The 25,308-nt window shown below is 65.0% G+C and carries 24 protein-coding genes; 17 read left to right on the top strand and 7 right to left on the bottom strand.

The window, feature by feature from the left end; translation table 11 throughout:
• Positions 1-51 precede the first annotated feature (51 nt).
• From AC2CQI_RS21210 to AC2CQI_RS21240, 7 genes are all read left to right on the top strand, one after another.
• Positions 52-504 carry a MarR family winged helix-turn-helix transcriptional regulator gene (locus AC2CQI_RS21210; protein ID WP_075805885.1) on the top strand — a complete coding sequence of 151 codons (453 nt, stop codon included), beginning with the start codon at positions 52-54 and terminating at the stop codon, positions 502-504.
• Complete coding sequence (locus AC2CQI_RS21215) at positions 501-2,588, top strand: FUSC family protein (protein ID WP_484577786.1); 2,088 nt, start codon at positions 501-503, stop codon at positions 2,586-2,588. Before AC2CQI_RS21210 ends, AC2CQI_RS21215 begins: the two co-directional genes overlap by 4 nt.
• Positions 2,585-2,797, top strand: coding sequence for a DUF1656 domain-containing protein (locus AC2CQI_RS21220; protein WP_009396566.1), 213 nt, complete (start codon positions 2,585-2,587; stop codon positions 2,795-2,797). Before AC2CQI_RS21215 ends, AC2CQI_RS21220 begins: the two co-directional genes overlap by 4 nt.
• Entirely contained in the window at positions 2,794-3,669 is an 876-nt protein-coding gene (locus tag AC2CQI_RS21225) for an efflux RND transporter periplasmic adaptor subunit (protein ID WP_075805886.1), read from the top strand. The genes AC2CQI_RS21220 and AC2CQI_RS21225 overlap by 4 nt, the downstream gene beginning before the upstream one ends.
• Positions 3,666-5,066 carry an efflux transporter outer membrane subunit gene (locus AC2CQI_RS21230; RefSeq protein ID WP_484577787.1) on the top strand — a complete coding sequence of 467 codons (1,401 nt, stop codon included), beginning with the start codon at positions 3,666-3,668 and terminating at the stop codon, positions 5,064-5,066. Before AC2CQI_RS21225 ends, AC2CQI_RS21230 begins: the two co-directional genes overlap by 4 nt.
• 168 nt (positions 5,067-5,234) lie before the next feature.
• Entirely contained in the window at positions 5,235-5,474 is a 240-nt protein-coding gene (locus AC2CQI_RS21235; protein ID WP_009396560.1) for a DUF2789 domain-containing protein, read from the top strand.
• Positions 5,475-5,539: 65 nt separating this feature from the next.
• Positions 5,540-6,178, top strand: coding sequence for an NADH:ubiquinone oxidoreductase subunit N (locus AC2CQI_RS21240; protein WP_075805888.1), 639 nt, complete (start codon positions 5,540-5,542; stop codon positions 6,176-6,178).
• A gap of 2 nt (positions 6,179-6,180) precedes the next feature.
• Here the strand turns inward: AC2CQI_RS21240 and AC2CQI_RS21245 are convergent, their stop codons facing one another.
• The 6 genes from AC2CQI_RS21245 to AC2CQI_RS21270 all read right to left on the bottom strand — a co-directional run bounded on the left by AC2CQI_RS21245 (position 6,181) and on the right by AC2CQI_RS21270 (position 12,040).
• Positions 6,181-6,621: a CBS domain-containing protein gene (locus tag AC2CQI_RS21245; RefSeq protein ID WP_484577788.1), complete on the bottom strand. Its 441-nt coding sequence runs from the start codon at positions 6,619-6,621 to the stop codon at positions 6,181-6,183.
• A 143-nt stretch (positions 6,622-6,764) separates the two neighbouring features.
• On the bottom strand, positions 6,765-8,624 hold the full coding sequence (locus AC2CQI_RS21250) for a DUF3857 domain-containing transglutaminase family protein (RefSeq protein ID WP_484577789.1): 1,860 nt from the start codon (positions 8,622-8,624) through the stop codon (positions 6,765-6,767).
• 72 nt (positions 8,625-8,696) lie between these two features.
• Positions 8,697-9,455, bottom strand: a complete 759-nt coding sequence (gene tcyN, locus AC2CQI_RS21255; protein ID WP_075805891.1) for an L-cystine ABC transporter ATP-binding protein TcyN — start codon at positions 9,453-9,455, stop codon at positions 8,697-8,699.
• Positions 9,452-10,126 carry a cystine ABC transporter permease gene (tcyL, locus tag AC2CQI_RS21260; RefSeq protein WP_075805892.1) on the bottom strand — a complete coding sequence of 225 codons (675 nt, stop codon included), beginning with the start codon at positions 10,124-10,126 and terminating at the stop codon, positions 9,452-9,454. The genes tcyN and tcyL overlap by 4 nt, the downstream gene beginning before the upstream one ends.
• Positions 10,123-10,923: a cystine ABC transporter substrate-binding protein gene (gene tcyJ / locus AC2CQI_RS21265; protein WP_075805893.1), complete on the bottom strand. Its 801-nt coding sequence runs from the start codon at positions 10,921-10,923 to the stop codon at positions 10,123-10,125. Before tcyJ ends, tcyL begins: the two co-directional genes overlap by 4 nt.
• Before the next feature lie 118 nt (positions 10,924-11,041).
• Positions 11,042-12,040, bottom strand: a complete 999-nt coding sequence (locus tag AC2CQI_RS21270) for a D-cysteine desulfhydrase (RefSeq protein WP_484577790.1) — start codon at positions 12,038-12,040, stop codon at positions 11,042-11,044.
• Between the two features lie 263 nt (positions 12,041-12,303).
• Between AC2CQI_RS21270 and epsC the strand changes: the two genes are divergently transcribed.
• Together epsC and betT are read left to right on the top strand one after the other, a co-directional pair.
• A complete protein-coding gene (epsC, locus tag AC2CQI_RS21275) occupies positions 12,304-13,236 on the top strand; it encodes a serine O-acetyltransferase EpsC (RefSeq protein ID WP_484577791.1) in 933 nt (310 codons plus the stop codon).
• A 312-nt stretch (positions 13,237-13,548) separates the two neighbouring features.
• Positions 13,549-15,510, top strand: coding sequence for a choline transporter BetT (betT, locus tag AC2CQI_RS21280; RefSeq protein WP_484580649.1), 1,962 nt, complete (start codon positions 13,549-13,551; stop codon positions 15,508-15,510).
• Between the two features lie 63 nt (positions 15,511-15,573).
• On the opposite strand, the gene AC2CQI_RS21285 is transcribed toward betT, so the two are convergent.
• A complete protein-coding gene (locus tag AC2CQI_RS21285; RefSeq protein WP_484577792.1) occupies positions 15,574-16,614 on the bottom strand; it encodes a LacI family DNA-binding transcriptional regulator in 1,041 nt (346 codons plus the stop codon).
• A gap of 213 nt (positions 16,615-16,827) precedes the next feature.
• Between AC2CQI_RS21285 and AC2CQI_RS21290 the strand changes: the two genes are divergently transcribed.
• From AC2CQI_RS21290 to AC2CQI_RS21325, 8 genes are all read left to right on the top strand, one after another.
• Entirely contained in the window at positions 16,828-19,080 is a 2,253-nt protein-coding gene (locus AC2CQI_RS21290) for a TonB-dependent receptor (protein WP_484577793.1), read from the top strand.
• Between the two features lies 1 nt (position 19,081).
• Positions 19,082-20,413: an LLM class flavin-dependent oxidoreductase gene (locus AC2CQI_RS21295; protein ID WP_484577794.1), complete on the top strand. Its 1,332-nt coding sequence runs from the start codon at positions 19,082-19,084 to the stop codon at positions 20,411-20,413.
• An 11-nt stretch (positions 20,414-20,424) separates the two neighbouring features.
• Positions 20,425-21,462, top strand: coding sequence for an L-glyceraldehyde 3-phosphate reductase (gene mgrA / locus AC2CQI_RS21300; RefSeq protein WP_075805903.1), 1,038 nt, complete (start codon positions 20,425-20,427; stop codon positions 21,460-21,462).
• Positions 21,463-21,465: 3 nt separating this feature from the next.
• Positions 21,466-22,389 (top strand): sulfonate ABC transporter substrate-binding protein, encoded by a 924-nt coding sequence (locus tag AC2CQI_RS21305; protein WP_075805904.1) that lies wholly within the window; start codon positions 21,466-21,468, stop codon positions 22,387-22,389.
• Between the two features lie 325 nt (positions 22,390-22,714).
• A complete protein-coding gene (locus tag AC2CQI_RS21310) occupies positions 22,715-23,188 on the top strand; it encodes a glycine zipper domain-containing protein (protein WP_075805907.1) in 474 nt (157 codons plus the stop codon).
• Between the two features lie 390 nt (positions 23,189-23,578).
• Positions 23,579-24,613, top strand: a complete 1,035-nt coding sequence (locus tag AC2CQI_RS21315) for a methyl-accepting chemotaxis protein (protein ID WP_081430339.1) — start codon at positions 23,579-23,581, stop codon at positions 24,611-24,613.
• A gap of 18 nt (positions 24,614-24,631) precedes the next feature.
• Positions 24,632-24,997, top strand: a complete 366-nt coding sequence (locus AC2CQI_RS21320; protein ID WP_075805909.1) for a response regulator — start codon at positions 24,632-24,634, stop codon at positions 24,995-24,997.
• Positions 24,997-25,305 (top strand): STAS domain-containing protein, encoded by a 309-nt coding sequence (locus AC2CQI_RS21325; protein WP_484577795.1) that lies wholly within the window; start codon positions 24,997-24,999, stop codon positions 25,303-25,305. The genes AC2CQI_RS21320 and AC2CQI_RS21325 overlap by 1 nt, the downstream gene beginning before the upstream one ends.
• Positions 25,306-25,308 lie beyond the last annotated feature (3 nt).

Below are 25,308 nucleotides of genomic sequence, written 5' to 3' on the forward strand. Positions count from 1 at the left end.
TCCCCGCACCTTCGACCAATATTGATAGTTAGCAAACTATGAATATTCCCCATGAAGCTCGAAGCTCTGCAACTGAACACCAGCAGCGGCATGGTCATGGCCAGCCGCAGTTGGCGGCGCATCTGCCAGACCACCCTGGCGCGCTTCGGTATCAGCGAGGCCTGTGCCGTGCCGCTGCTGATGATCCTGCGCCTCGGCGATGGTGTGCATCAGGTCGCGGTGGCCCAGGCGGTCGGGGTGGAAAGCCCGTCCCTGGTGCGCCTGCTCGACCAGCTGTGCAACGCCGGCTACGTCTGCCGCTGCGAAGACCCGGGCGACCGCCGGGCCAAGGCGCTGTCCCTGACCGACCAGGGCCGCGAGCTGGCCGAAGCCATCGAAGGCGAACTGGTGCGCCTGCGCCGCGACGTGCTCAAGGACATCCCCGCCGCCGACCTCGAAGCCGCCCTGCGCGTGGTGAAAGCCTTCGAAGAGGCGGCGCAGCGCTCGCCGGGCCTGCCTCTGTGAAACACTTCTTCAGCTCGATGCCGCCCGCCCGGGACTGGTTCTACGGCGTGCGCACCTTCGCCGCGTCGATGATCGCCCTGTATATCGCCCTGCTGCTGCAACTGCCGCGGCCGTACTGGGCGATGGCAACCGTGTATATCGTCTCCAGCCCCTTCGTCGGCCCGACCAGCTCCAAGGCCCTGTACCGCGCCGTGGGCACCTTGCTGGGGGCTGCCGGCGCGGTGTTCCTGGTGCCCTTGCTGGTACAGGCGCCGGTGCTGCTGACCCTGGCCGTAGCGCTGTGGACCGCGACCCTGCTGTTCCTCTCCCTGCACCTGCGCACCGCTAACAGCTACACCCTGATGCTGGCCGGCTACACCCTGCCGATGATCGCCCTGCCGGTGGTGGACAATCCGCAACTGGTCTTCGATATCGCCTCGTCCCGGGCCCAGGAAATCTGCCTCGGCATCGTCTGCGCGGCGGTGGTCGGTGCAGTGTTCTGGCCACGCCGGCTGACCCCGGTATTCGTCGGCGCCACCGGCAACTGGTTCAGTGGCGCCATCAGCTACTGCGACACCTTCCTCGCCCGCAATGTCGCCGCCGACACCGTGGCCAGCCTGCGTGGCTCGATGGTGGCGACCTTCAACACCCTGGAAATGATGATCGGCCAGCTGTCCCACGAAGGTGCACGGCCGCAGACGGTGAAGAACGCCCGCGAACTGCGCGGCCGGATGATCCACCTGCTGCCGGTGATCGACGCCCTCGACGACGCCTTGCTCGCCCTCGAAGGCCGAGCCCCGGAGCAGGCCGCGCAGCTCAAGGACCTGCTGGAAGAAGCCCGCGAATGGCTGCAAGGCACCGCGACAGAGGCCCCGGTAGCCCGCTGGGCAGCTCTGCGGGAAAAGCTCGAACGCCTGCAGCCCAGCGTCGCCGACCTCGACCAGCGTCCCGGCCTGCTGCTGTCCAACGCCCTCTATCGCCTCGGCGAGTGGATCGACCTGTGGCAGGACTGCTGCAGCCTCAAGCACGCCATCGCCAGCGAAGACCTGTCGCCGTGGCGTGCGGTGTACCGGCACTGGCGCCTGGGCCGCCTGACGCCGTTCCTCGACCGCGGCCTGATGCTCTATTCGGTGTTCTCCACCTTCTCGGCGATCGCCGTGGCCACCGGCCTGTGGATCGCCCTCGGCTGGGCCGACGGTGCCAGCGCGGTGATCCTCGCGGCGGTGGCGTGCAGCTTCTTCGCCGCCATGGACGACCCGGCGCCGCAGATCTACCGCTTCTTCTTCTGGACCACCCTGTCGGTGGTGTTCGCCAGCCTCTACCTGTTCCTGGTTCTGCCCAACCTGCACGACTTCCCGATGCTGGTGCTGGCCTTTGCCGTGCCGTTCATCTGCGTCGGCACCCTGACCGTGCAGCCGCAGTTCTACCTCGGCACCTTGCTGACCATCGTCAACACGGCGTCCTTCATCAGTATCCAGGGTGCCTACGACGCGGACTTCCTCGCCTTCGTCAACGCCAATATCGCCGGCCCCGTGGGCCTGCTGTTCGCCTTTATCTGGACCCTGGTGATGCGCCCGTTCGGTGTCGAGCTGGCGGCCCGGCGCCTGACCCGCTTCAGCTGGCGCGACATCGTCGGCATGACCCAGCCGGCGACCCTGGCCGAACACCGCCGCCTCGGCGTGCAGATGCTCGACCGCCTGATGCAGCACCTGCCACGCCTGAGCCAGACCGGCCAGGACAGCGGCGCCGCCCTGCGTGACCTGCGCGTGGGCCTGAACCTGCTGGACCTGCTCGCCTACCTGCCACGGGCGACCCCGGAGCCCCGTGCGGCGCTGGAGAAAGTCATCGAGGAAGTCGGCGGCCACTTCCAGGCGTGCCTCGACGCCGGTGAACGCCAGCATGCCCCGCCCGCGCTGCTGGGCAGCATGGAAAAGGCCCGCCGCGCCCTCAACCTCGACGCCATGGAAGGCTGCGCCGAAGCGCGCCTGCACCTGCTCCACGCCCTCAGCGGCCTGCGCCTGGCGCTGCTGCCAGGGGTCGAAGTGGTGCTGGAACCCGATCCGCAATCGCAACTGCCCTATGGCCTAGACGGAGCACCCCTGTGATCGGTGAACTGGATATCAGCGGGGTGTTCCTGCCCACGCTGCTGGTGATGATGCTGGTCAGCTACCTGCTGTTCCTCGGCATCCACGCGGTGCTCAACCGCCTGCATTTCTACCGCCTGGTCTGGCACCGGGCGTTGTTCAACGTTGCGCTCTACGCCGTGCTGCTTGGCACGCTGGACCACTTTTGCCGAAGCCTGATGCTGCCATGAAAAAACCTTTGTTGACCCTGGGCCGCGTGGTCCTGACGCTGCTGGTAGTGACCCTGGCGACCGTGCTGGTCTGGCAGATGGTCCTGTACTACATGTTCGCCCCCTGGACCCGCGACGGGCATATCCGCGCCGACGTGATCCAGATCGCCCCCGACGTCTCCGGCCTGATCCAGGAGGTCGCGGTCCGCGACAACCAGCCGATCAAGCGCGGCGACGTGCTCTTCACCATCGACCAGGACCGCTTCCGCCTGGCCCTGCGCCAGGCCCAGGCAACCCTGGCCGAACGTAAGGAAACCCTGGCCCAGGCGCAGCGCGAGGCCAGGCGCAACAAGGGCCTGGGCAACCTGGTCGCTGCCGAGCAACTGGAAGAGAGCCAGTCGCGCCAGGCCCGCGCCCAGTCGGCGCTGGACGAAGCCCAGGTGGCGGTGGATGCCGCGCAGTTGAACCTCGACCGCTCGGTGATCCGCAGCCCGGTCAACGGCTACCTCAACGACCGTGCGCCGCGGGCCCACGAGTTCGTCAGTGCCGGGCGCCCGGTGCTGGCGGTGGTGGACAGCGAGTCGTACCACGTCGATGGCTATTTCGAGGAAACCAAGCTGTCCGGCATCCATGTCGGCCAGGCCGTGGATATCCGCGTGATGGGTGACAACACCCGCCTGCGCGGCCATGTGCAAAGCATCGTCGCCGGCATCGAGGACCGTGACCGCAGCAGCGGCGCCAACCTGCTGCCCAACGTCAACCCGGCGTTCAGCTGGGTGCGCCTGGCCCAGCGGATTCCGGTGCGCATCGCCTTCGACGAAGTGCCGGCGGACTTCCGCCTGATCGCCGGACGCACCGCCACCGTGTCGATCATCGAGGACGCCCGGCCATGAAAAGGCTGTCGTTGCTCGGCCTGAGCCTGATGCTCTCGGCCTGCCAGATGGTCGGGCCGGATTACCACCTGCCGGAGAAGGCTGCGTTCAACCGTAGCGACCTGCAGGGGCAACTGCGCGCCGATGCCGACAGCGTGGTCTCGGCACCGGTGCCCAAGGACTGGTGGCGGCTGTACCGCGATGATCGCCTGGACACCCTGGTCAACCAGGCGCTGGCGGCCAACAGCGAACTACGCGTGGCGGCGGCGAACATCGCCCGGGCCCGCGCCCAGGTCGAGGAGGCCGAGGCGCAAGGCGGCTTCAATGGTGGCGTGAAGCTTGGTGCGCAGCGCCTGCAGGAGTCCGGCGAGGCCTTCCTGCTGGCGGACAAGGTGCCGGTGGCGAATATCGGCGAGGCGATCATCAGCGCGTCCTACCAGTTCGACCTGTGGGGCACGCTGAAGCGCGGCGTCGAGGCGGCCCAGGCCAATGCCGACGCGGTGCAGGCGGCGGCGGACACGGCGCGGATCACCGTGGTGGCCGATGTGGTGCGGGCCTACACCCAGGTTTGCGCGGCCAACGAGGAGTATCACATCGCCCGGGAATCGCTGGACCTGCAGGACCAGAGCGTCAGCCTGACCCGGCGCCTGCGCGATGCCGGGCGTGGCGACGAGACCCAGGTGACCCGTACCGAGACCCGTTTCAAATCGCTGCGGGCCGAGCTGCCGCGTTACCAGGCGGCGCGGGATGCGGGTTTGTACACCTTGTCGATGCTGCTGGCCAAACCGGTTGATCAACTGCCGGCCGGCACCGCCGACTGCGCCGAGCTGCCGCATATCGCCCAGCTGTTGCCGGTGGGTGACGGCGCCGCGCTGCTCAAGCGGCGGCCGGATGTGCGCCGGGCCGAGCGCCTGCTCGCGGCGTCCACCGCGACCATTGGCGTGGCCACCGGGCAGCTGTATCCGGATATCAGCATCGGCGCGCAGGTGGGGACCATCGGTATCCTGGAAAACCTCGGCAAGCCGGCGACCAATCGCTGGGGCTTCGGCCCGCTGCTGACCTGGACGGTGCCGACCAATGGCTCGCGGGCGCGGATTCGTGAGGCCGAGGCCAGCACCCAGGCGGCGCTGGCGAACTTCGACGGGGTGGTGTTGAACGCCATTCGCGAGACCCAGACCAGCCTGTCGCAATACAGCGCACTGCTGGACCGGCGCGATGCGCTGGAAGAGGCGGAGCGCTCGGCGAAGCTGGCGGCGGACCAGACGCACCGCTTCTATCAGGCGGGGCGGGCGTCGTTCCTGGCGGACCTGGAGGCGACCCGGACCTATACCGATATGCGGGCTCAGTTGGCTACAGCGAATACCCAGGTGGCGATGGGGCAGATCGGGTTGTTCCTGGCCCTTGGTGGTGGCTGGTAGGCCGCCATCGCTGGCAAGCCAGCTCCCACAGTGTCCGCGGCGCTGCCGAACCCTGTGGGAGCTGGCTTGCCAGCGATGAGGCCCTAAACAACACCACAAATTACCTGGCCTAAACTTTCACTCCTTCAGGCAATCAATCCCTTATCAACCCGCCCAAAGGAGTGCCCCATGGACCTGTCCCACCACGAATTCTCCGCCCTGTTCGAGCAACTCGGCCTGCCTTCCGATGCCACCAGCATCCAGCAATTCCTCACCAGCCACTCCCCGCTGAAGAACGAAATCAAGCTGGTCGACGCGCCATTCTGGAGCGATGCCCAGCGCGCGTTCCTCAAGGCGGAATACATCGCCGATTCCGACTGGATCATGACCATCGATCAACTCAACGTGGCCCTCAGAAATAAACGCTGAGCGGCACCCTATGAGCTTCATTGGCGTTGCTATGCTCAGAAAAAAACAACAAGGGGACAGCGCCAATGAAAGACCCCTATGCCGTTGGCTTCTGGGCTGCCGTGACAGCCCTGGGCCTGCTGACTACCGGTTATTTCTACGGGGTCAGGGACATCCACCAGCTCGAACAGGCCCGCCAGTTCCTTTACGGAGCCGCCGGCCTGATCGCCGCCTTCGCGTTGAGTGCACTGGCGTGGATACGCTGGCAGTTGCTCAAGACGCGCCGGCGGCAACTGGAGCAAGGACGAACGCTGGTGGCGATCTGGAACACCAAGGTTGCCCTGCGCCGCGTCGAAACCGTGTTCGACCGCTATTTCTGGGGCAGTTACTGGCAACCGGGTCGGACCTTCCAGGAAGTCATGGGCGAGCTTGAAGGCACGCCGCTGGAACGCAGCCTCGAAGCGCTGAAGACGCAATGCCAGGAACTCGACCAGGAAACCCACGACCGTCACCGCCACTGGCTGAATAACGCCCGCGAGCTGTCCAGCGTGGCCACGGCCATGGCCCGCGAACGCTACCAGCTTGACCTGTGCGATTCGCAGCAGAGCTCACGCCGCGGCGCAGCCGTGCTCAACCGCGACCTCGAGGTGCTGGTGTACACCTGGTCGGCGCGGTTGCGCAGTTTCGATCATCAGCTCGATGAGCTCGAGGGTGAATACCGCTAGCGTCACTCGCCGCGGATATAACCTTCCAGTTGGCGAATCAGATCGGCCTGCTCGGCGATGGCTTCCTTGACCAGGTCGCCGATCGACAGCAGGCCGAGCAGTTTGCCGTCCTCCACCACCGGCAGGTGGCGCAGGTGACTGTTGGTCATCATGGTCATGCAGGTGTCGACGCTCTGGTGCGAGTCGACGGTGATCACCGGCGAACTCATGATATCGCGCACCTCGGTACGCACCGACGAGCGCCCCTTGAGCACCATCTTGCGCGCATAGTCGCGCTCGCTGACGATGCCCACCACCTCGCCATCCTGGACCACCGGCAGCGCCCCGACATTCTTTTCGGCCATCACCATCAGGGCCTCGAGCACCGTCTGGTGCGGCGCGATGGTGTAGACCTGGTCGTTGTGCTGCGACTTCAACTTCAATAGCTGTGCCACGGTTTTCATTGCGGGCCCTCTGCATGGGGTGGTGTTGGTAGGCAGATACCCTCAAGAATCGTGCAGGACGGACAAAGGGGCAAGGCGGTTTGCGGCATCGACGCTATTGAAAAACGTCATGGCCGCGTGTTTTCCGTCCTGCCCCCGGGTTTTCAGCCCTGTTGCACGATCACCTGGCTGTTCAGGTCCTTGATCAGCACCTCCACCGTCGGCATCAAGTCGCGCAGTTGTTCCGGCGTGCAGGTCGAGCCGTCGTTGCGGAAGTCCATGCGCCGGGTCACCACCACGCTGTTGCCTTCGCGGCGGTAGTCGGCGCTGTAGTCGAGGCTGGCGGTTTTCAGCGATACCGGTTTAGGGGTGGCGATGATCTGCACGTCGGCCGGGAAGTCGAAGCGCGCGTGCTCCTCGCTCACGCTGGAGATGCACAGGAACGGCTGCTTGCGCACTTTTTCGCTGATGAAGCCCTGGGCGTTCTGCGCGATACCGCCGGCAAAGCTGCTCAGGGTCGGCACGCCGATGGGGCCGGGCAGATTGACCAGGTTGCGCAGGTGGCCGCTGATCTGCATCTGGAAACCATGGCCCTGCTTGTCGAGCTTCTTGCCCTCGACCCGGCCGATACCGGAGTGGCCGTAGCTGCTGAGGATGCGCTGCACCAGCATGTCGCGCTCGCCCGGCGCCATGTTGCGCAGGCCGTAGCGGTTCAGCTCGGCGCCCCAGCCTTCGATGACCGAATCACTGCTGAAGTCCGCCTCGCCGTTCTCGGCGATGCTGAAGGTGGTGCGGCTCTTCACCGAGCTGGGCTGGGTTTTCGGCGTGCGGGCGAGGGTGCCCGAATCGATCAGCACCACCGGCTTGTCCATGTCCGGCAGCGGCAGGAAGCCGGCGGCGATGCCCTTCATGGTCGGGTCGAGGTAGAGATCGAGCTGCGCGATATAGGTGATGGCGTGGTTGATCACGCCGAGCGTCGGCACCTTGGGCAACTGGTAGGCGTTGCCGAGGTTGATCAGTGCCGGGGTGCTGTGGATATCCACGGCGGCAAGCAGGGCGCCGAGCAGCGCGACATGGTCCTTGCAGTCGCCGTAGCGGTTGTTCAGCACGGTCTCGGCGGCATGCGGCACCACGCCACCCGCGCCGATATAGACGGCGACGAAGCGCACGTTCTTGCGCACCCAGTCGCTCAGCACCAGGGCCTTGGCGCGAGGATCGCTGACCTTGGCGGTCAGGGATTTGGCCAGCTCGGCGATGGCCGGGGTCACTTCGAATTGCGAACGCTCGGCGTAGGCCTTGGCGAAGCTTTCATAGCTGGCGAAGGTCGAGACCGCCAGGTACTGGCCGTAATCCGAGTACGACACCGAACCCAGCTCCATGCGCGGTTGCGCATCGTGCTGGTAGTCCCAGCGCCAGACCTTGCGCCCGGTCCCGGCCTGCGGGCTGGACGCCTTGAAATCATGGGCATCGGCATGCAGTGCCAGGGCAGCGGGCAGGTCGTAGACCACGCTCATCTGCTTCACCGGGTAGATATAGGGGAACACCGTGTCCTCGAACTGGCCGGGGAACAGCGCGGTATTGCGATGGCGCTTGTAGCTCAGCACCAGGCGGTCGCCCACGGCGACCTCGGGGAAGATCACCACCTTGACCAGGCTGTCGAGGAACATCGGCGCATCGGCCGAGGCCTGTTGCTGCTGTTCCTTGATCTGCTCGGCGCTGACCTGGACCTTGCGGCCGTCGGGCTTCTCGGTATACGCCTCGACTACCTCGAGGGTTTCCAGGGTGCGGTTGTAGGGCAGCGATTGCTGGGCGGTGGTCTTGATCGCGCGTTCTTCCTCGATCCTGAACACCAGCTCATGGCGCAGGTCGTAGCTGCCGTCCGCTTCAACGCGGTACTGGCGGGCGTCCTGTTCCACGGTGACGGAGCGGTCGCGCCCGTCCTCCGCGGCCTGGGCCAGGTTGAGGGTGAACAGGCAGAACAGCAGGCCCAGCCAATGTGCCGGGCGTGAAACGAGCCACTTCATGGAGATCCTTCTTGCAGGCGGGTTTCAGGAGTGATTCGGCAATAATGCGAATCAATACTGCCCCATTGTGCCTCAGCCGACGCTGTTCGCGCCGAGGATCTTGCCGAGAAACTGCCGTGTCCGCTCCTGCTGCGGGTTGGCGAACAATGCCTTGGCCTCGCCCTGTTCGACGATCACCCCCTTGTCGAAGAAGATCACCCGGTTGGCCACGTCGCGGGCGAAGTTCATTTCGTGGGTGACGATGATCATGGTGCGCTGCTCTTTGGCGAGGTCGCGGATGGTCGCCAGCACTTCGCCGACCAGCTCCGGGTCGAGGGCCGAGGTGGGTTCGTCGAAGAGGATTACCTGGGGCTCCATCGCCAGTGCCCGGGCGATGGCCACGCGCTGTTGCTGGCCGCCGGAAAGACGCCGGGGATAGGCGTCTTCCTTGCCCGCGAGGCCGACCTTGGCCAGCAGTGCCCGGCCCAAGGCCGCCGCCTGCTCATGGGGTGTTTTCTTCACGATCAGCGGGCCTTCGATCACGTTCTCCAGCGCGGTGCGGTGGGGGAACAGATTGAAGTTCTGGAAGACGAAACCGACCTGCTGGCGCAGACGGCGGATCAGCCCGCCCTGCTGCTTGAGCGGGCGGCTGGCGTCGATCTCCACGTCGCCGACCTGGATGGTCCCGCCGTCGGGGGTTTCCAGCAGGTTGAGGCAGCGCAGGAAGGTGGTCTTGCCCGAGCCGCTGGGGCCGATGATGGCGATCACTTCGCCGGGCTCGACGGTCAGGTCGATGTCCTTGAGCACGGTATTGCCGTTGAACTGCTTGTTCAGGCCTTGCACGCGGATCATCGCTGCGGCTCCTGGTCATGCCGGTTGACCCGGGCCTCCATGCGGTGCTGGAAGTGGGCGAGGATGCTGCAGAGGATCCAGTAGATCACCGCCACGGCCAGGTACATGGTGAAGACCTCGAAGGTCCGCGCCGTGATCAGCTGCGCCTGGCGGAACAGCTCGGGCACCTGGATGGTGGCGGCCAGGGCGGTGTCCTTGACCAGCGAGATGAAGCTGTTGCCCAGTGGCGGCAGGGCCGTGCGCAAGGCTTGCGGCAGGATCGCCCGGCGCATCGCCTGGGTGCGGGTCATGCCGATGCTGGCGGCGGCTTCCCACTGGCCGCGGTCGATGGAAGAGATCGCCGCGCGGAGGATTTCGCAGATATAGGCGGCCATGTTCAACGACAGGCCGATCAGGGACGCCGGGATCGGATCGAGCTCGATACCGATCTGCGGCATGCCGAAGTAGATGACGAACAGCTGCACCAGCAGCGGCGTACCGCGGAAGAACGACACATAGATCCGCGCCAGCCAGTCCAGCGGGAGGATCTTCGACAGGCGCATCAGGGCCAGGGCAAAGCCCAGGACCAGGCCGAAGAACATCCCGCCGACGCTGAGCAGCACCGTATAGCCAGCGCCCTTCAGCAGGAAGGGTGTGGAGTCGGCAACCAGTTGCAGGCTTTCAGCGATCATTGAGTGACGTCAGCACCGAAGTATTTCTCCGACAGCTTGGCCAGCGTGCCGTCGGCGCGTAGCTTGTCGATGGCCTTGTTGATGGCGTCGAGCAGTTCCGGCTCGCCCTTGCGCAGGGCCACGCCGGACTCCAGGCGCGAGAAGGCGGCGCCGGCCAGTTCAGTGTCCTTGGCCTTCTGCGCGTATTCCAGGGCAGCCAGGCGGTCGATCAGGATCGCGTCGATGCGGCCGTTGCGCAGGTCGGCGAACTTGCTCGGGTCATCCTCGTAGGTACGCACGTCGGCCTGTGGCACGGCCTGTTTCACCCACTGCTCGTAGTTGGTGCCCAGGCCCACGCCGACCTTCTTGCCGGCCAGATCGGCAGCGGCGTTGATCTTCAGGTCGGCGGCCTTCTTCTTCAGGATCAGCGCCTGGATCCCGGACACGGTGTAGGGCTCGGAGAAGTCGTATTTCTTCTTGCGCTCGTCGGAGATGGTGACCTGGTTGACCACCACGTCCAGGCGCTTGGATTCCAGGGCGGCTAGGATGCCGTCCCACTTGGTCGGCTGGACCTTGGCCTTGACCCCCAGCTCCTTGGCCAAGGCTTCCGACAACTCGACCTCGAAGCCGGTGAGCTTGCCGTTCTCGTCGACGAAGCTGAACGGCGGGTAGGTGCCTTCAAGGCCGACGTTGATCACGCCCTTGTCCTTGATGGTCTGCAACTGCTCGCCGGCCACGGCCTGGCCGAGCAGGCTGGCGCCCAGCAGAATGCCCGCGCCGACACCGAGAATGCGTTTGGTGAAAACGGAAATCGTCATGCCCTGTCCCCAGTCTTGTTGTGAAAGTGGTGGTGACTATAAGGGCGCGGTTTATAGGCCTGAAAATAATAAAAAAGAATTCTCCTATAGCTTTCAGGTCTATGCGGCTGCGCCGGTCTCAGCGTTGATAGACATCAGGGTAGGCGAATAATGCCGGCGCCCCGCCCGTGTGTAGAAAAATCAGCGGACCTTCGTCGAAGCGTTGCCGGGCGATCCCGTCCAGCAGCCCGGCCATGGCCTTGCCGGTGTACACCGGATCGAGCAGGACGCCTTCCTGGCTGGCCAGCAGGCGGATCGCGGCGAGGCCGCCCGCATTGGCTTCGCCGTAGCGGGGCGCGTAGTACTCGTCCCACAGATTCACCTTGAAGGCGTTTGGCAACTGTACGCCGAGCAGCTCGGCGGTGCGTTCGGCCAGGGCCTGGACCTTGGGCTTCTGCGCTTCTTCGCTGCGCGACACGGTGATACCGATCACCGGCAGGTCGGGTAGGCGTTCGGCCAATGCCAGGGCCAGGCCGGCGTGGGTGCCGGCGCTGCCGGAGGCGAGGACCACGCCGGCAAAGCGCTGTCGGCTGTGTTCGATCTGCTCGGCCAGCTCCAGGCCGGCGCGCACATAGCCCAGGGCGCCGAGGGCGTTGGAGCCGCCGATGGGCACCAGGTAGGGCTTGCGTCCGCTGGCATGCAGGCGCACGGCGAGGGACTGGAGTTGTTCGTCGGCGTTGTCGAGGTTATCGACCAGCTCGACCTTGGTGTCGAACAGTTCCAGGAGGCGGCGGTTGCCGTTTTCCAGGTACTCGGTGGAGTCGGTGCCGGTGGGGTTTTCCAGCAGGGCCACGCAACCGAGGCCGAGGCGGGCGGCGAGGGCGGCGGTCTGGCGCACATGGTTGGACTGGATCGCGCCGGCGGTGACCAGGGTGTCCGCGCCCTTGGCCAGGGCATCGGCGCCGAGGTACTCGAGCTTGCGCAGCTTGTTGCCGCCCATGGCCAAGGGCGTCAGGTCGTCGCGTTTGAGCCAGATATCGCGTTCGGCCCAGGCCGACAGGCGCTGGAGCTTTTCCAGCGGGGTCGGTGCGCTGAGCAGTTCCAGGCGATTGAAGCGGGACAACTGTCGTTCGATCATGGGCTGAGTCGGTTGTAGGAAAATTCGAGCATAGGCAGTGATTGGCTCACGGACAACCGTGATCCCGATCGCTGCGCGCCGCGGACCCTGTGGGAGCTGGCTTGCCAGCGATTGGGCCCACCCCGGTATTCCTGCTTATGCCGGCCATATAGCCAACCGTCATAACAGGGTATTTTTTCCACCCCCCGCCCATGACGTAGAGTGCTGGACAGGAGAGCGGCATTCCCCTACCAGTCCCATGCCGCCGAGCAGGAGTAACAACCGTGAGCGACAACGCGCAATCCGGGTATTGGCAATTGAATTCCATCGTCGGCCAGTTGCGTTCGGCCCGCGATGAGTGGCGCACCCGCAATGGCCGCAGCAGCGGCGAACAGGGCGGACGCGAGCTGCCGTCGCGCGAGGCGGTCAGGCAGATTCTCGAACAACTCTGTGGCGCGCTGTTCCCCATGCGCCTCGGCCCGGTGGACTTGCGTGAGGAAAGCGAAGACTTCTACGTCGGCCACACCCTCGACTCGGCGCTGACCGCGCTGCTGGCCCAGGCCCGCCTGGAACTGCGCTACGCCGCGCGCCATGGCAAGCAGGACGACGCCGGTGTCGACGCCCATGCCCTGCGCCTGATCCAGGAATTCGCCGCAGCCCTGCCGGCCATGCGCGTGCTCCTCGATACCGACGTGCTGGCCGCTTTCCATGGCGACCCGGCGGCGCGCAGTGTCGATGAAGTGCTGCTGTGCTACCCCGGGGTGCTGGCGATCATCCACCACCGCCTGGCCCACCACCTGTACCGCGCCGGGCTGCCGCTGCTGGCGCGGATCAGTTCGGAGCTGGCGCATTCCATTACCGGTATCGACATCCACCCGGGCGCGCAGATTGGCCCGAGCTTCTTCATCGACCACGGTACCGGCGTGGTGATCGGCGAAACCGCGATCATCGGCGAGCGGGTGCGCATCTACCAGCACGTCACTCTCGGCGCCAAGCGCTTCCCCGAGTACGAATGCGGCAAGCTGCAGAAGGGCCATCCGCGGCACCCGATCGTCGAGGACGATGTGGTGATCTATGCGGGGGCGACCATTCTTGGGCGGATCACCATCGGGCAGGGCTCGACCATTGGCGGTAATGTCTGGCTGACCCGGAGCGTGCCGTCCGAGAGCAATATCACCCAGGCCAACCTGCAGTCGGATGAAGGGGCCCAGAAGTAGTTTTTGGGTGGCCTTGAGGGCCCAATCGCTGGCAAGCCAGCTCCCACAGGGTCCGCGGTGCATGCGATCCCTGTGGGAGCTGGCTTGCCAGCGATGAGGCCCTCAAGAACAGCACAAATTTCCCAGTCCAGTAGTCAGCTATAGGTCGCCTCGATCCCCAATCCATGTTTAACTTGAACGCTTGTTCAAATTAAAACGCTGGTCCGCTGCCGGTGTTCAACAGGAGGATCTGCCTTTGCTGAACCCGTTCAACCCCATCGCTGTCCCGTCTTGCGGGGTGCATCACTCATGAATGCCCCGTCCAGGATTCGCATGAACCCCCCGGTGTTCTACTTCGCCGCCAGTTTCATCCTGCTCTTCGCCCTGATCGTCATCGCCAACCCCCAGGCGGCGGGCGAGTGGTTGATGGCCGCACAGAACTGGGCGGCGCACACCGTCGGCTGGTACTACATGCTGGCCATGACCCTGTACCTGGTGTTCGTGGTGGTCACCGCGTTGTCCGGCTACGGCAAGATCAAGCTCGGTGCCGACCATGACGAGCCCGAATTCAGCTACCTGTCCTGGGCCGGCATGCTGTTCGCCGCCGGGATCAGCATCACCCTGTTCTTCTTCTGCGTCTCCGAACCCCTGACCCACCTGATGCAGCCGCCCCAGGGCGAGGCCGGCACGGTGGAGGCGGGGCGTCAGGCGATGCAGGTGCTGTTCCTGCACTGGGGCCTGCATGGCTGGGGCGTGTTCGCCTTCGTCGGCATGGCCCTGGCCTATTTCGCCTACCGGCACAACCTGCCGCTGGCCCTGCGCTCGGCGCTGTACCCGCTGATCGGCAAGCGCATCAACGGGCCGATCGGCTATGCGGTGGACGGCTTCGGCATTATTGCCACGGTGTTCGGCCTGGGTGCCGACATGGGTTTCGGTGTGCTCCACCTCAACTCCGGGCTGGATTACCTGTTCGGCGTCGCCCACACCCAATGGGTGCAGGTCGCGCTGATCGCCCTGATGATGGGCGCAGCGGTCATGGTGGCGGTGGCCGGGGTGGAGAAGGGCGTGCGGGTGATGTCCGATATCAACCTGTTCCTCGCCTGTGCGCTGCTGCTCTTCGTGCTGTTCGCCGGCCCGACCCAGCACCTGTTCAACACCCTGATCCAGAACCTCGGCGACTACCTCGCGGTGTTGCCGCGCAAGAGCTTCGACGTCTACGCCTACAACCAGTCCAACGACTGGCTGGGCAACTGGACGGTGTTCTACTGGGCCTGGTGGATTGCGTGGGCGCCGTTCGTGGGGCTGTTCATCGCGCGCATTTCCCGGGGCCGGACCATCCGTGAATTCGTCTTCGGCGTGCTGCTGATCCCGCTCGGCTTCACCCTGGCGTGGATGTCGATCTTCGGCAACAGCGCCCTCAGCCAGGTGCTCGACCACGGCATGACCGCGCTGGCCGACTCGGCCATCGAGAACCCGTCGATGACCTTGTACCTGCTGCTGGAAACCTACCCTTGGAGCAAGGTGGTGATCGCCGTCACCGTGTTCATCAGCTTCGTGTTCTTCGTCACCTCGGCCGACTCCGGCACCGTGGTGCTCTCGACGCTGTCGGCCAAGGGCGGCAGCACCGATGAGGACGGGCCGAACTGGCTGCGGGTGTTCTGGGGCGTGATGACGGCGCTGGTCACCAGCGGGCTGTTGTTCGCCGGCAGCATCGACTCGCTGAAGTCGGCGGTGGTGCTCACCTCGCTGCCGTTCTCGGTGATCTTGCTGGCGATGATGTGGGGGCTGCACAAGGCGTTCTACCTCGAATCGCAGCGGCAGATCGCGCAGATGCACTCGCTGGCGCCGTTCGCCAGCTCGCGGCGTGGCAAGGGCGGCTGGCGCCAGCGTCTGAGCCAGGCGGTGCACTTCCCGTCGCGGGACGAGGTGTATCGCTTCATGGACGACGTGGTGCGTCCGGCGATTGCCGAGGTCACCGAGGTGTATGCGGAGAAGGGGCTGAGCGTCATCACCCAGGAGGACCCGAGTCATGACAATGTCAGTCTGAAGATCGGGCATGGCGAGGAGCAGCCGTTCCTCTATCAGGTGCAGATGCGCGGGTACTTCACCCCATCGTTCGCCCTGGCCGGGCTGGGGACGCAGGAGCTGAAGAATCGCCGCTACTACCGCGCCGAGGTGCATCTGGCCGAGGGTAGCCAGGATTATGATCTGATGGGTTATAGCAAGGAGCAGATCATCAACGACATCCTCGACCAGTACGAGCGGCATTTGCAGTATCTGCATTTGGTGCGGTAGCGGGGCGGTCGCTGTGGGAGCGGGTAAACCCGCTCCCACAGGATGATGTGCTTCCCCGGAAACTTACGCACTCTCCCGTCCAATCACCTCACACCCCAACAAATTCAACTGCACCGCCTCCCCCTCGATCACCCCCAACTGCTGCAACACCCGCTCAGCGGCCATCACCCCCATCTGCAACGCCGGCGGCTTCACCGTGGTCAGTCCCGGCATCAGCATCGCCGCGAACGGATAATCCCCAAACCCCATCACCGCACAATCCTCAGGAATCCTGAACCCCGCCCGCTGCCCCGCCAACAACGCCCCCGCCGCCAGATTGTCATTGGCAAAGATGATCGCCTCCGGCCGCCGCGCCGATTCCATCAACGCCAGCATCGCCTGCTTCCCCGCCTCGAACGGCGCCAGGTCCGTCTCCGGGGCAAACACCTGCGGTTCGCCCCCCAGCGCCGTCAGCGCCTCGACATACCCATCCCGCCGCTCCAGCGCACTGAAGTCCCCCGCCGCACTGTTCTGCACGAAGGCGATCCGCCGGTAACCCTTGCCGTGCAGATACCGCGTCGCCGCCACCCCCACCTCATGATGGGAAAACCCGATCTGCACCGGCGCCCGCTCGGGTCGGTAGTCCCAGGTTTCCACCAGCGGGATATCCGCCTCGGCGAGCATCTTTTCCGTGGCCGGGCTGTGGAAGTGACTGGTCAGCACCAGCGCCGCCGGTGACCAGCCGAGGAAGGCACGCACGGCATTCTCTTCCTGCTCGGCAGAGAAGTAGCTGGAGGCCAGCAGCAACTGGTAGCCATGCCGACTGAGGGTGTCACTGAACCCCTGGATGGTGTCGGCAAAGATCGGCCCGGAGATATTGGGAATGACCATGCCGACGATCCGCCCCCGCGCCGACGCCAGCCCGCCCGCCACCAGGTTCGGCACATAGCCCAGTTCGGCGACCACTTCGGCGATGCGCTCGCGCCGCTCCGGCGAGACCTGCTCCGGCTGGTTGAAGTAGCGCGACACGGTGATCGCCGACACCCCGGCAGTCCGCGCCACCGTCTGCAGGGTGACGCGACCGGCGCCACGGCGCTTGCGGGGCGGGCTTTTTTCGTCGCTCACGGGGCATGTCCTTAAAAACCAAAACGCATATAAAAGTAATTTTTCAGTATTGGACGATCTATTCGACGCCCGATGATACTGGCGATGTTAGCGCTAACAAAGCGGTTTGTCTGCTACTCGCACGAGCGAATGCCCAAGGACCCCGCGCTGACGTTTCATCAGGCGCCGCGGTCAGCGATCGCGGTGGACAGGGCATTCTTCGAGTAGCAAACCATGCACAGCCGCGCCGCGTTTTTCCCCACGACTTCTCCCTTGGCCCAGGCCATCCGCCGTCAACGCCTGACCCTCGGCGCACTTGCGCTGAGCACCTTGCCGATGGCGCCAGTGATGGCGGCCGATACCGCTCCGGCTGCCCAGGGCGATAGCCCGACCCTCAAGGCCGTGACCGTCACCGCCACCCGCCGCGAAGCCTCGCTGCAACAGGTACCGGTCGCGGTCTCGGTGGTGGACGGCGAGCAACTGGAGCGGGAGAACCGCAATAGCGTTGCGAGCATCGTCCAGCAGGTGCCGAGCCTGAATTTCCGTACCGGCGCATCGAACAAGGACACTTCGCTGTTCATTCGCGGTGTCGGCACCATCTCCACCTCCCCGGGCGTCGAGCCGACCGTGGCGACGGTGATCGATGGCGTGGTCTTCGGTCGCCCGGGCCAGTCGACCCTGGACCTGCTGGATATCGAACGCCTCGAAGTCCTGCGCGGCCCGCAGGGCACGCTGTTCGGCAAGAACGCCTCGGCCGGGGTGCTGAACATCACCACCCGCACACCGACGGAAGAAACTCACGGTTTCGTCGAGCAGTCCTACTTCAGCGGCAATGAAAGCCGGACCCGTTTCGGCATCGGCGGTAGCCTGGTTCCTAACACCCTGAAGGGCTCCATCACCACCCTGTTCGGCAGCTACGACGGCAATGTGGATAACAAGGCCAACGGCCAGGAAGTCAACGGCTACAACCGCAAGGGCGTGCGCGGCAAGCTGGTGTTCACGCCCACTGACGACCTCAGTCTGACCCTCGCCGCCGACTACCTGAAGTCCCGCGACGACGCCCCCAACGGCGTGGTCAGCAAGTCCCTGTTGCCGGCCTTCTCCAACACCCTGGCGCCGGTCCGTGCCGACAGCGACAACCGCGATATCGTCAGCGACTACCGCAGCCATGTGGACGACACCAACAAGGGCCTGTCGGCCCAGATCGACTGGAGCCTCGGCGACTACACCCTGACCTCGATCACCGCCTGGCGCGGCTGGGACAACACCCAGTGGCAGGACGGCGACCGCCTGGCGACCATCAGCGCCGCCTTCCCCGGCATCGAGGACAAGGGCGAGCTGGAGTACAACCAGTACTCCCAGGAACTGCGCCTGGCTTCGCCCAAGGGCCAGTTCCTGGAATACGTCGGCGGCCTGTTCTACATGCACGGCAAGGACGAAGAGACCTACCGCCGCACCCTGCGCACCACCACTGCGACCCAGCAGGGTATCGCCGACTACAGCACCACCAACGACAGCTACGCGGTGTTCGGTGAAAGCACCCTCAACTTCACCGAGCGTTTCCGCGGTATCGCCGGCCTGCGCTGGACCCACGACGACCTCGAATACGACCACCGCCGCGTCTCCACCTCGGCAACGGCGGTCAATGGCATCCAGCCGGGCACCAGCAGCTCCGGTTCGGTGGACGAGGACGGCTGGTCCGGGCGTCTCGGTGTGCAGTACGACCTGACCGACGACATCACCAGCTACCTGACCTACTCCCGCGGCTACAAGGGGCCGGCCTACAACGTGTTCTTCAACATGCAGCCGCGGGACACCGAGGCGCTCAAGCCGGAGACCTCCAACAGTTGGGAAGCCGGGCTCAAGGCCAGCCTGTGGAACAACCGCCTGACCAGCAACCTGGCGGTGTTCCATACCGAGTACGACAACTACCAGGCGAACTTCTTCGACAGCGTTGCCGGCCAGGTGGTGACCCGCCTGATCAACGCCGGCAGCGTGAAAAGCGAAGGCGTCGAGCTGGACTTCGCCCTGCAGGCCACCTCGCAACTGAAGTTCTCCGGCGCCGTGGCCTACACCAAGGCGCGTATCGACGAATTCGCCTGCCCGGCGGGCGCGGCGGCCTCGTGCAACGTGAATGGCAAGCCGCTGCCGTACAGCCCGGACTGGAAGAGCTATGTCCGCGCCGACTACAGCATTCCGCTGGATAACGGCCTGGACATCGAGCTGGGCACGGACTTCAGCTGGCAGAGCAAAGTGCAGTACGACATTTCCCAGAACGCCGACACCGTTCAGGGCGCCTATGGCATCTGGAATGCCAGCGCCGCCCTGGCGGACTACAACGAAGGCTGGCGCGTGGCGCTGCTGGCCAAAAACCTTGCGGACAAATCCTACTCACCTCTCCTGGCCACCGGGGGCAACTACATCTACCGCGCGGTGCCGCGGGACGATGAACGTTACTTCGGCATCCAGTTACGCAAGGACTTCTGACATGAGCAAAACCCCACGGCAAATGAGCCTCGGCGCCTTTTTGATGGCAACCGGACATCACGTTGCCGCCTGGCGCCACCCGGATGTTCCGGCCAATGCCGGACTGGATATCCAGCACTACCGACACCTTGCCCGGGTCGCGGAAGGCGCGTGTTTCGACGCGTTGTTCGTGGCCGACAGCGTTGCTGCTGCCGAAGGTGAAATTGCCAGCCGGATGGCCCGTTCCGACCACTTCGAGCCCTTGACTTTGCTAGCGGCGTTGAGCGGGGTCACGGAACGCATCGGATTGGTTGGTACAGCTACTACAACGTACAACGAGCCATACCATGTAGCACGCAAATTTGCTTCGCTCGATCACCTGTCAGGAGGGCGGGCGGGATGGAACCTGGTAACGTCCGATGCCGCCGCTGAAGCGCTTAATTTCGGCCTCGCCGAGCACGTAGGCCACGCAGAACGCTATGTTCGTGCCCGCGAGTTTCATGAGGTGGTGGTCGGCTTGTGGGACAGTTGGGCCGATGATGCCTTCATTCGAGACAAGAAATCCGGTACGTACTACAAGCCTGACTCAGTACGATTGATCAATCATGAAGGCGAACACTTCAAAGTGCGCGGTCCTTTGAATGTAGCCCGCACCCCTCAAGGCCGCCCGGTGGTGGTTCAGGCCGGTTCGTCGCCGGCCGGGCTGGACCTGGCGGCGCGCACTGCCGATGTGGTGTTCACGGCACAAACCTCGCTGGCGGCGGCCCAGGCCTTCTATGCCGATCTCAAGGGACGGCTGGCGGCCTACGGGCGTGATCGCGACGCGCTGAAGATCATGCCGGGGGTGCTCGTCGTCACCGGCGCCAGCCAGGCCGAAGCCGAGGATAAGTTCGCGGTGTTTCAGGAATTGGTGGAGCCGGAGGTGGGGATCGCCCTGCTCGGGCGGATGCTTGGCAACTTCGACCTGTCGGGTTATCCACAGGACGGTCCGTTGCCGGAACTGCCGCTCACCGACAGCGGCCAGCGCAGCCGCCAGCGCCTGCTCAGCGAACTGGCTGAACGGGAAAACCTCAATCTGGCCCAGCTTGGCCGGCGTATTGCCGGCGGTCGCGGGCATCACAGCCTGATCGGCACGCCGGCGCAGATCGCCGATCAGTTGCAGGAATGGTTCGAGAACGAAGCTGCTGACGGCTTCAATGTGCTGGTCCCGCACCTGCCGGGCGGGCTGGAAGACGTGGCCAACCATGTGGTGCCCGAACTGCAGCGACGCGGTCTGTTCCGCACCCGCTATCAAGGCACCACCTTGCGCGAACACCTCGGCCTGAGCCGGCCGAACAATCCCTATTTCTCTTGAGGAGCACGCCAATGACCTACGTTGCCGCGGAAAACCGCTACACCGCCATGCCCTACCGCCGCGTCGGACGCAGCGGCCTGGTATTGCCGGCCCTGTCCCTGGGCCTGTGGCACAACTTTGGCGACAGCACGCCGCTGGGCGATCAGCGTGCCTTGCTGCGCACCGCCTTCGACCTGGGCATCAACCACTTCGACCTGGCCAACAACTACGGCCCGCCCTATGGCAGCGCCGAGAGCAACTTCGGGCGCCTGCTGCGCGAGGACTTCAAGGGCTACCGGGACGAACTGATCGTCTCCAGCAAGGCCGGCTGGGACATGTGGCCGGGCCCTTACGGGCAGGGCGGCGGCTCGCGCAAGTACATCCTCGCCAGCCTCGACCAGAGCCTGGCGCGGCTGGGGTTGGACTATGTGGATATCTTTTATTCACACCGCTTCGACCCGGACACCCCGCTGGAAGAAACCGCCAGCGCCCTGGCCACGGCGGTGCAGCAGGGCAAGGCGCTGTACATCGGCATCTCGTCCTACTCCGGCAGCAAGACCCGGGAGATCGCCCGGCTGCTGCAGGAATGGAAGGTGCCGCTGTTGATCCACCAGCCGGCCTACAACCTGCTCAATCGCTGGGTGGAGAAGGATCTGCTCGAGGTCACCGACGAGCTGGGTGCCGGGGTCATCGCCTTCACGCCGTTGGCTCAAGGCCTGCTGACCGACAAGTACCTGAATGGCGTGCCCAAGGATGCGCGGGTCAACAAGCCGGGGGGTGGTTCGCTGCTGCCGTCGCACTTGTCCGAGGCGAACCTGGCGCATGTCCGGGCACTCAACGAGATCGCCAAGGCTCGCGGACAAAGCCTGGCCCAGTTAGCGCTGGCGTGGACGCTGCGTGACACGCGGGTGACCTCGGCGCTGATCGGTGCCAGCCGGCCGGAGCAGATCGTCGAGAACGTCGGTGCGCTGAACAACCTGGTGTTCAGTGCCGAAGAGCTGGCGCTGATCGACCGGCATGCGGTCGAGGGCGGTATCAACCTCTGGGAAAAGCCCTCGTTGGCGGAGTGACGCATGAAGGTGATTGCAATGCTGGGCGCCGGCCTGGCCCTGCTGGGGCTGGCGACGGTGGCGGTGGCTGACCCGCAGCAACTGCGGATCGGCTATCAGAAGGGCTCCATCGCCCTGGTGCTGGCCAAGGAGCATGGGCTGCTGGAAAAGCGCTTCGGGCAGACGAAGGTGCAGTGGATCGAGTTTCCTGCCGGGCCGCAGATGCTGGAGGCACTGAACATCGGCAGCCTGGATGTCGGCTCCACGGGTGATATCCCGCCGCTGTTCGCCCAGGCGGCGGGGGCGGACCTGGTGTACATCGGCGCCGAGCCGGCCAAGCCGTCGGCGGAGGTGATTCTGGTGCGCGAGGACAGCGCGCTGAAGCAGGTGGAGGATCTGAAGGGGCGCAAGGTGGCGCTGCAAAAGGGCTCCAGTTCGCACAACCTGGTGTTGCGGGCGCTGAACAAGGCGGGCCTGGCGTTCAAGGATATCCAGCCGGTGTACCTCAGCCCGGCAGATGCCCGGGCGGCGTTCGAGCACGGCAGCGTGGATGCCTGGGCGGTGTGGGATCCCTATGTCTCGCTGGCCCTCAGTGAAGGGCATAGCCGCAAGCTGGCGGACGGGGAGGGGCTGGGGCTGTCCGGGCCGATCTACACCGCGCGGCGGGCCTATGCAGCGGAGAATGGTGAGTTTATCCACAACCTGCTGGATGAGCTGACGGCAGCGGAAGCCCTGACTCGCAGTGACCGGGAGGAGAGTCTGAAAGTGCTCAGCGCCTCCATGGGGCTGCCGCAAGCGGTGGTCGCCAGTTATGTGGATAACCGGCCGCCGTCACCGGTGTTGCCGATCACTGAGGAGGTGATCGCGGCGCAGCAGGCGACGGCGGATCTGTTCCATGAGAACCGGCTGTTGCCGAAGCGGTTGGATGTGAAGAAGGCGTTGCCCTGATTCGGATCTGATGTCGTCTATTCGGACGCCATCGCTGGCAAGCCACCTCCCACAGGGATCGCGTGCACCGCCGAACCTGTGGGAGCTGGCTTGCCAGCGATGAGGCCCTCAGCAACAACCCAAATCCCCGGCCCACAAAAAAGGCCCTGACAACCGTCAGAGCCTCATCCCGCAAGTAACTTAAGACCATCAAAAACACGATAAGTTTCACAGCAAAATCAACAACTTAGAAATATGTGTGACAGTCGTGCTACTCGTCGGATTTCCATTGTCAGCCTCATGCGCGCAACGCAGGATCGCGGCGTCATCCCTTTGAGGCTTTCGTATGAAGTACTCCTCGATTCTTCTGTTGTCCCTCAGCCTGCTCAGTGGCGTTGCCAGCGCAGGCGGCACCACCGAAGCCGGTATTGGCGGCGCATTGGGTGGGGTATTGGGCTCGGTGGTCGGCCAGTCGATCGGTGGCAGCACCGGCTCGGCGATCGGCGCCGGTCTCGGCGGCGCGGCCGGTAGTGCCGTCGGCGCCGACAAACGCAGCCGCGGCGAAGCCGCCATCGGTGGCGCCCTGGGCGCAGCCGGCGGCAACGTGGTGGGCCGCAGCATGGGCGGCAACACCGGCAGCCTGATCGGCGCCGCCGCCGGTGGTGGCGCCGGCGGCGCGCTGGGCAACTACATGGGCAACAAGGCCGACGACGACGATCGCCGCTACCGCGATCGCGGCCGTGGCTACGACCGCCGCTATGTCCACGACCGTGGCCATCACTACGGCCATCGCAAGCACAAGCGTCACTGGCGCCACTGACCCGTCGCCCCGCATTCCGTTCTCCCGGAGGACGGAATGCGGGAAAGCCCCCACACTCCCTGTAACCAATCGCTTATCAAGCTAAACGCCATCACACCTTTGGCTTAAGCCATCCTCCTACGCTTCCCGCCTCCTCCTAATCCACCCCGGAATCCCCCGGTGCACGGCGCCTAAAGCGTTTCAGTCGACATTCCTGTCGGACTGGTCAGCGCACTCCCGTATTGATTTGACGCGGCGCTTTTGTGACTGCCCGGTCGGCTTAAGGGGCGTCCCGATTTTGACGTCAAATCACTATCGCTACCATGCGAAGCCTTCACAGAAGGACGGTGGGCGTAAGGGATGCGAATGCACATAGGAATAGGGATTGGGGTCGTTCTGTGCGTCGCAGGGATGCTTTCCGGACTGCAGTGGCTGAACATCGGCGGGTTGCTGCTGATCGTCGCTGCGGTGCTGTTCCTGGCCCCGCGCAAGGCTGCCGAGCCCGCGCCGCACGAAACCGCGCACAACCTGCCGGTCGAGCCTGAAACCCACGCCCTGGAAAAACTCCTGCCCGCCGTCGTGCCGTCCTGGAGCGACAGCCTGCAACAAAGCCGCCGCCTGCTCGCCGACAATATCGGTGGCCTGCTCGGGCGCTTCAGCGATATCAGCCAGCGCCTCCAGGCCAGCCTCGACCAGAGTGAAGACGTCCTCACCAGCGGTGGCCTCGGCGAGAACCTGCGCCAGGCCAACCAGCGCCTGCTGGGCGTGACCGAAGCCTTCGCCGCCGGCAGCCGCCGTCAGCAGGAATTCCTCGCCACCATCGGCCATCTCGGCGGCTACACCGGCGAGTTGCAGCAGATGGCCCGCCACGTCCAGGAAATCGCCAGCCAGACCAACCTGCTGGCCCTCAACGCCGCCATCGAGGCCGCCCGTGCCGGTGATTTCGGCCGCGGCTTCGCCGTGGTCGCCGATGAGGTACGCAAGCTATCCCGGCTCTCCGCCGAGACCGGCCAGTCGATGGACAGCAAGGTTGGCGAGATCAACCAGGCGATCCAGTCCAGCATCGAATCCGCCAACGAACTGAACGCCGAAGAACAGCAGAACCTCGCCCGCCTGGAACAGGTGCTGGGCGAGGTGATCAATGGCCTGGGCAGCAACCTCGACGCACTCGACGCCGCCTCGCGCAACCTTCAGGACAACGCCCGCTCGACCCAGGGCGATATCCATGCCGTCATGGTCGCCCTGCAGTTCCAGGACCGCGCCGACCAGATGCTCGACCACCTTCAGACCGACCTGCAGCAACTGCTCGAAGCCATCGAGCGCCGCGACCAGCGCCTGCACGATGCCCAGGCCTGGCTTGCACGCCTGCGCGAGCGCTTCACCACCAGCGAGGAGCGCGCCGGCCACAGCCAGGCCGCCAGCGCCAGCGACGTCACCTTTTTCTAACTCCCCGAGTGCCCTGCCATGGCCAAGACCATCCTGATCGTCGACGACTCCGCTTCCATGCGCCAACTGGTCAAACTCAGTCTCACCGGTGCCGGTCACCAGGTCATCGAGGCCTGTGACGGCAAGGACGCCCTGACCAAGCTCACTGGACAGAAGATCAACCTGATCATCAGCGACGTGAACATGCCCAACCTCGATGGCATCGGGTTGGTCAAGCAGGTCAAGCAACTGTCCGCGTACCGCTTCACCCCGATCATGATGCTCACCACCGAAAGCGAACAATCGAAGAAAGCCGAAGGCCAGGCCGCCGGGGCCAAGGCCTGGATCGTCAAGCCGTTCCAGCCGCAGCAGCTGCTGGCGGCGGTCGAAAAGCTGATCGGCTGATGGCCACCGTCACGCTGCATCCGGCCAGCGACCTGGCGCCTGCACGGCTGAGCGTGCACGGCGACCTGACCATCTACGAAGCGAGCGACACCCGGCAGACCCTGCTGGCCTTGCTGGCCGAGGACCCGGGCCCATGGGCCCTGGACCTCGGCGGCCTGGAGGAAATCGACAGCGCCGGCCTGCAACTGCTGCTGTCGTTGCAAAAGACCCTGGCGCAGGGCGCGCAGGTGCTCGACCTGTCGCCGCAGGCCCGCGCCCTGGTCGAGTTGCTGCGCCTCGAATCCCTGTATCCGCTCGGCGAGGAATGAGCC

Source organism: Pseudomonas sp. P2S-1, from assembly GCF_057197725.1.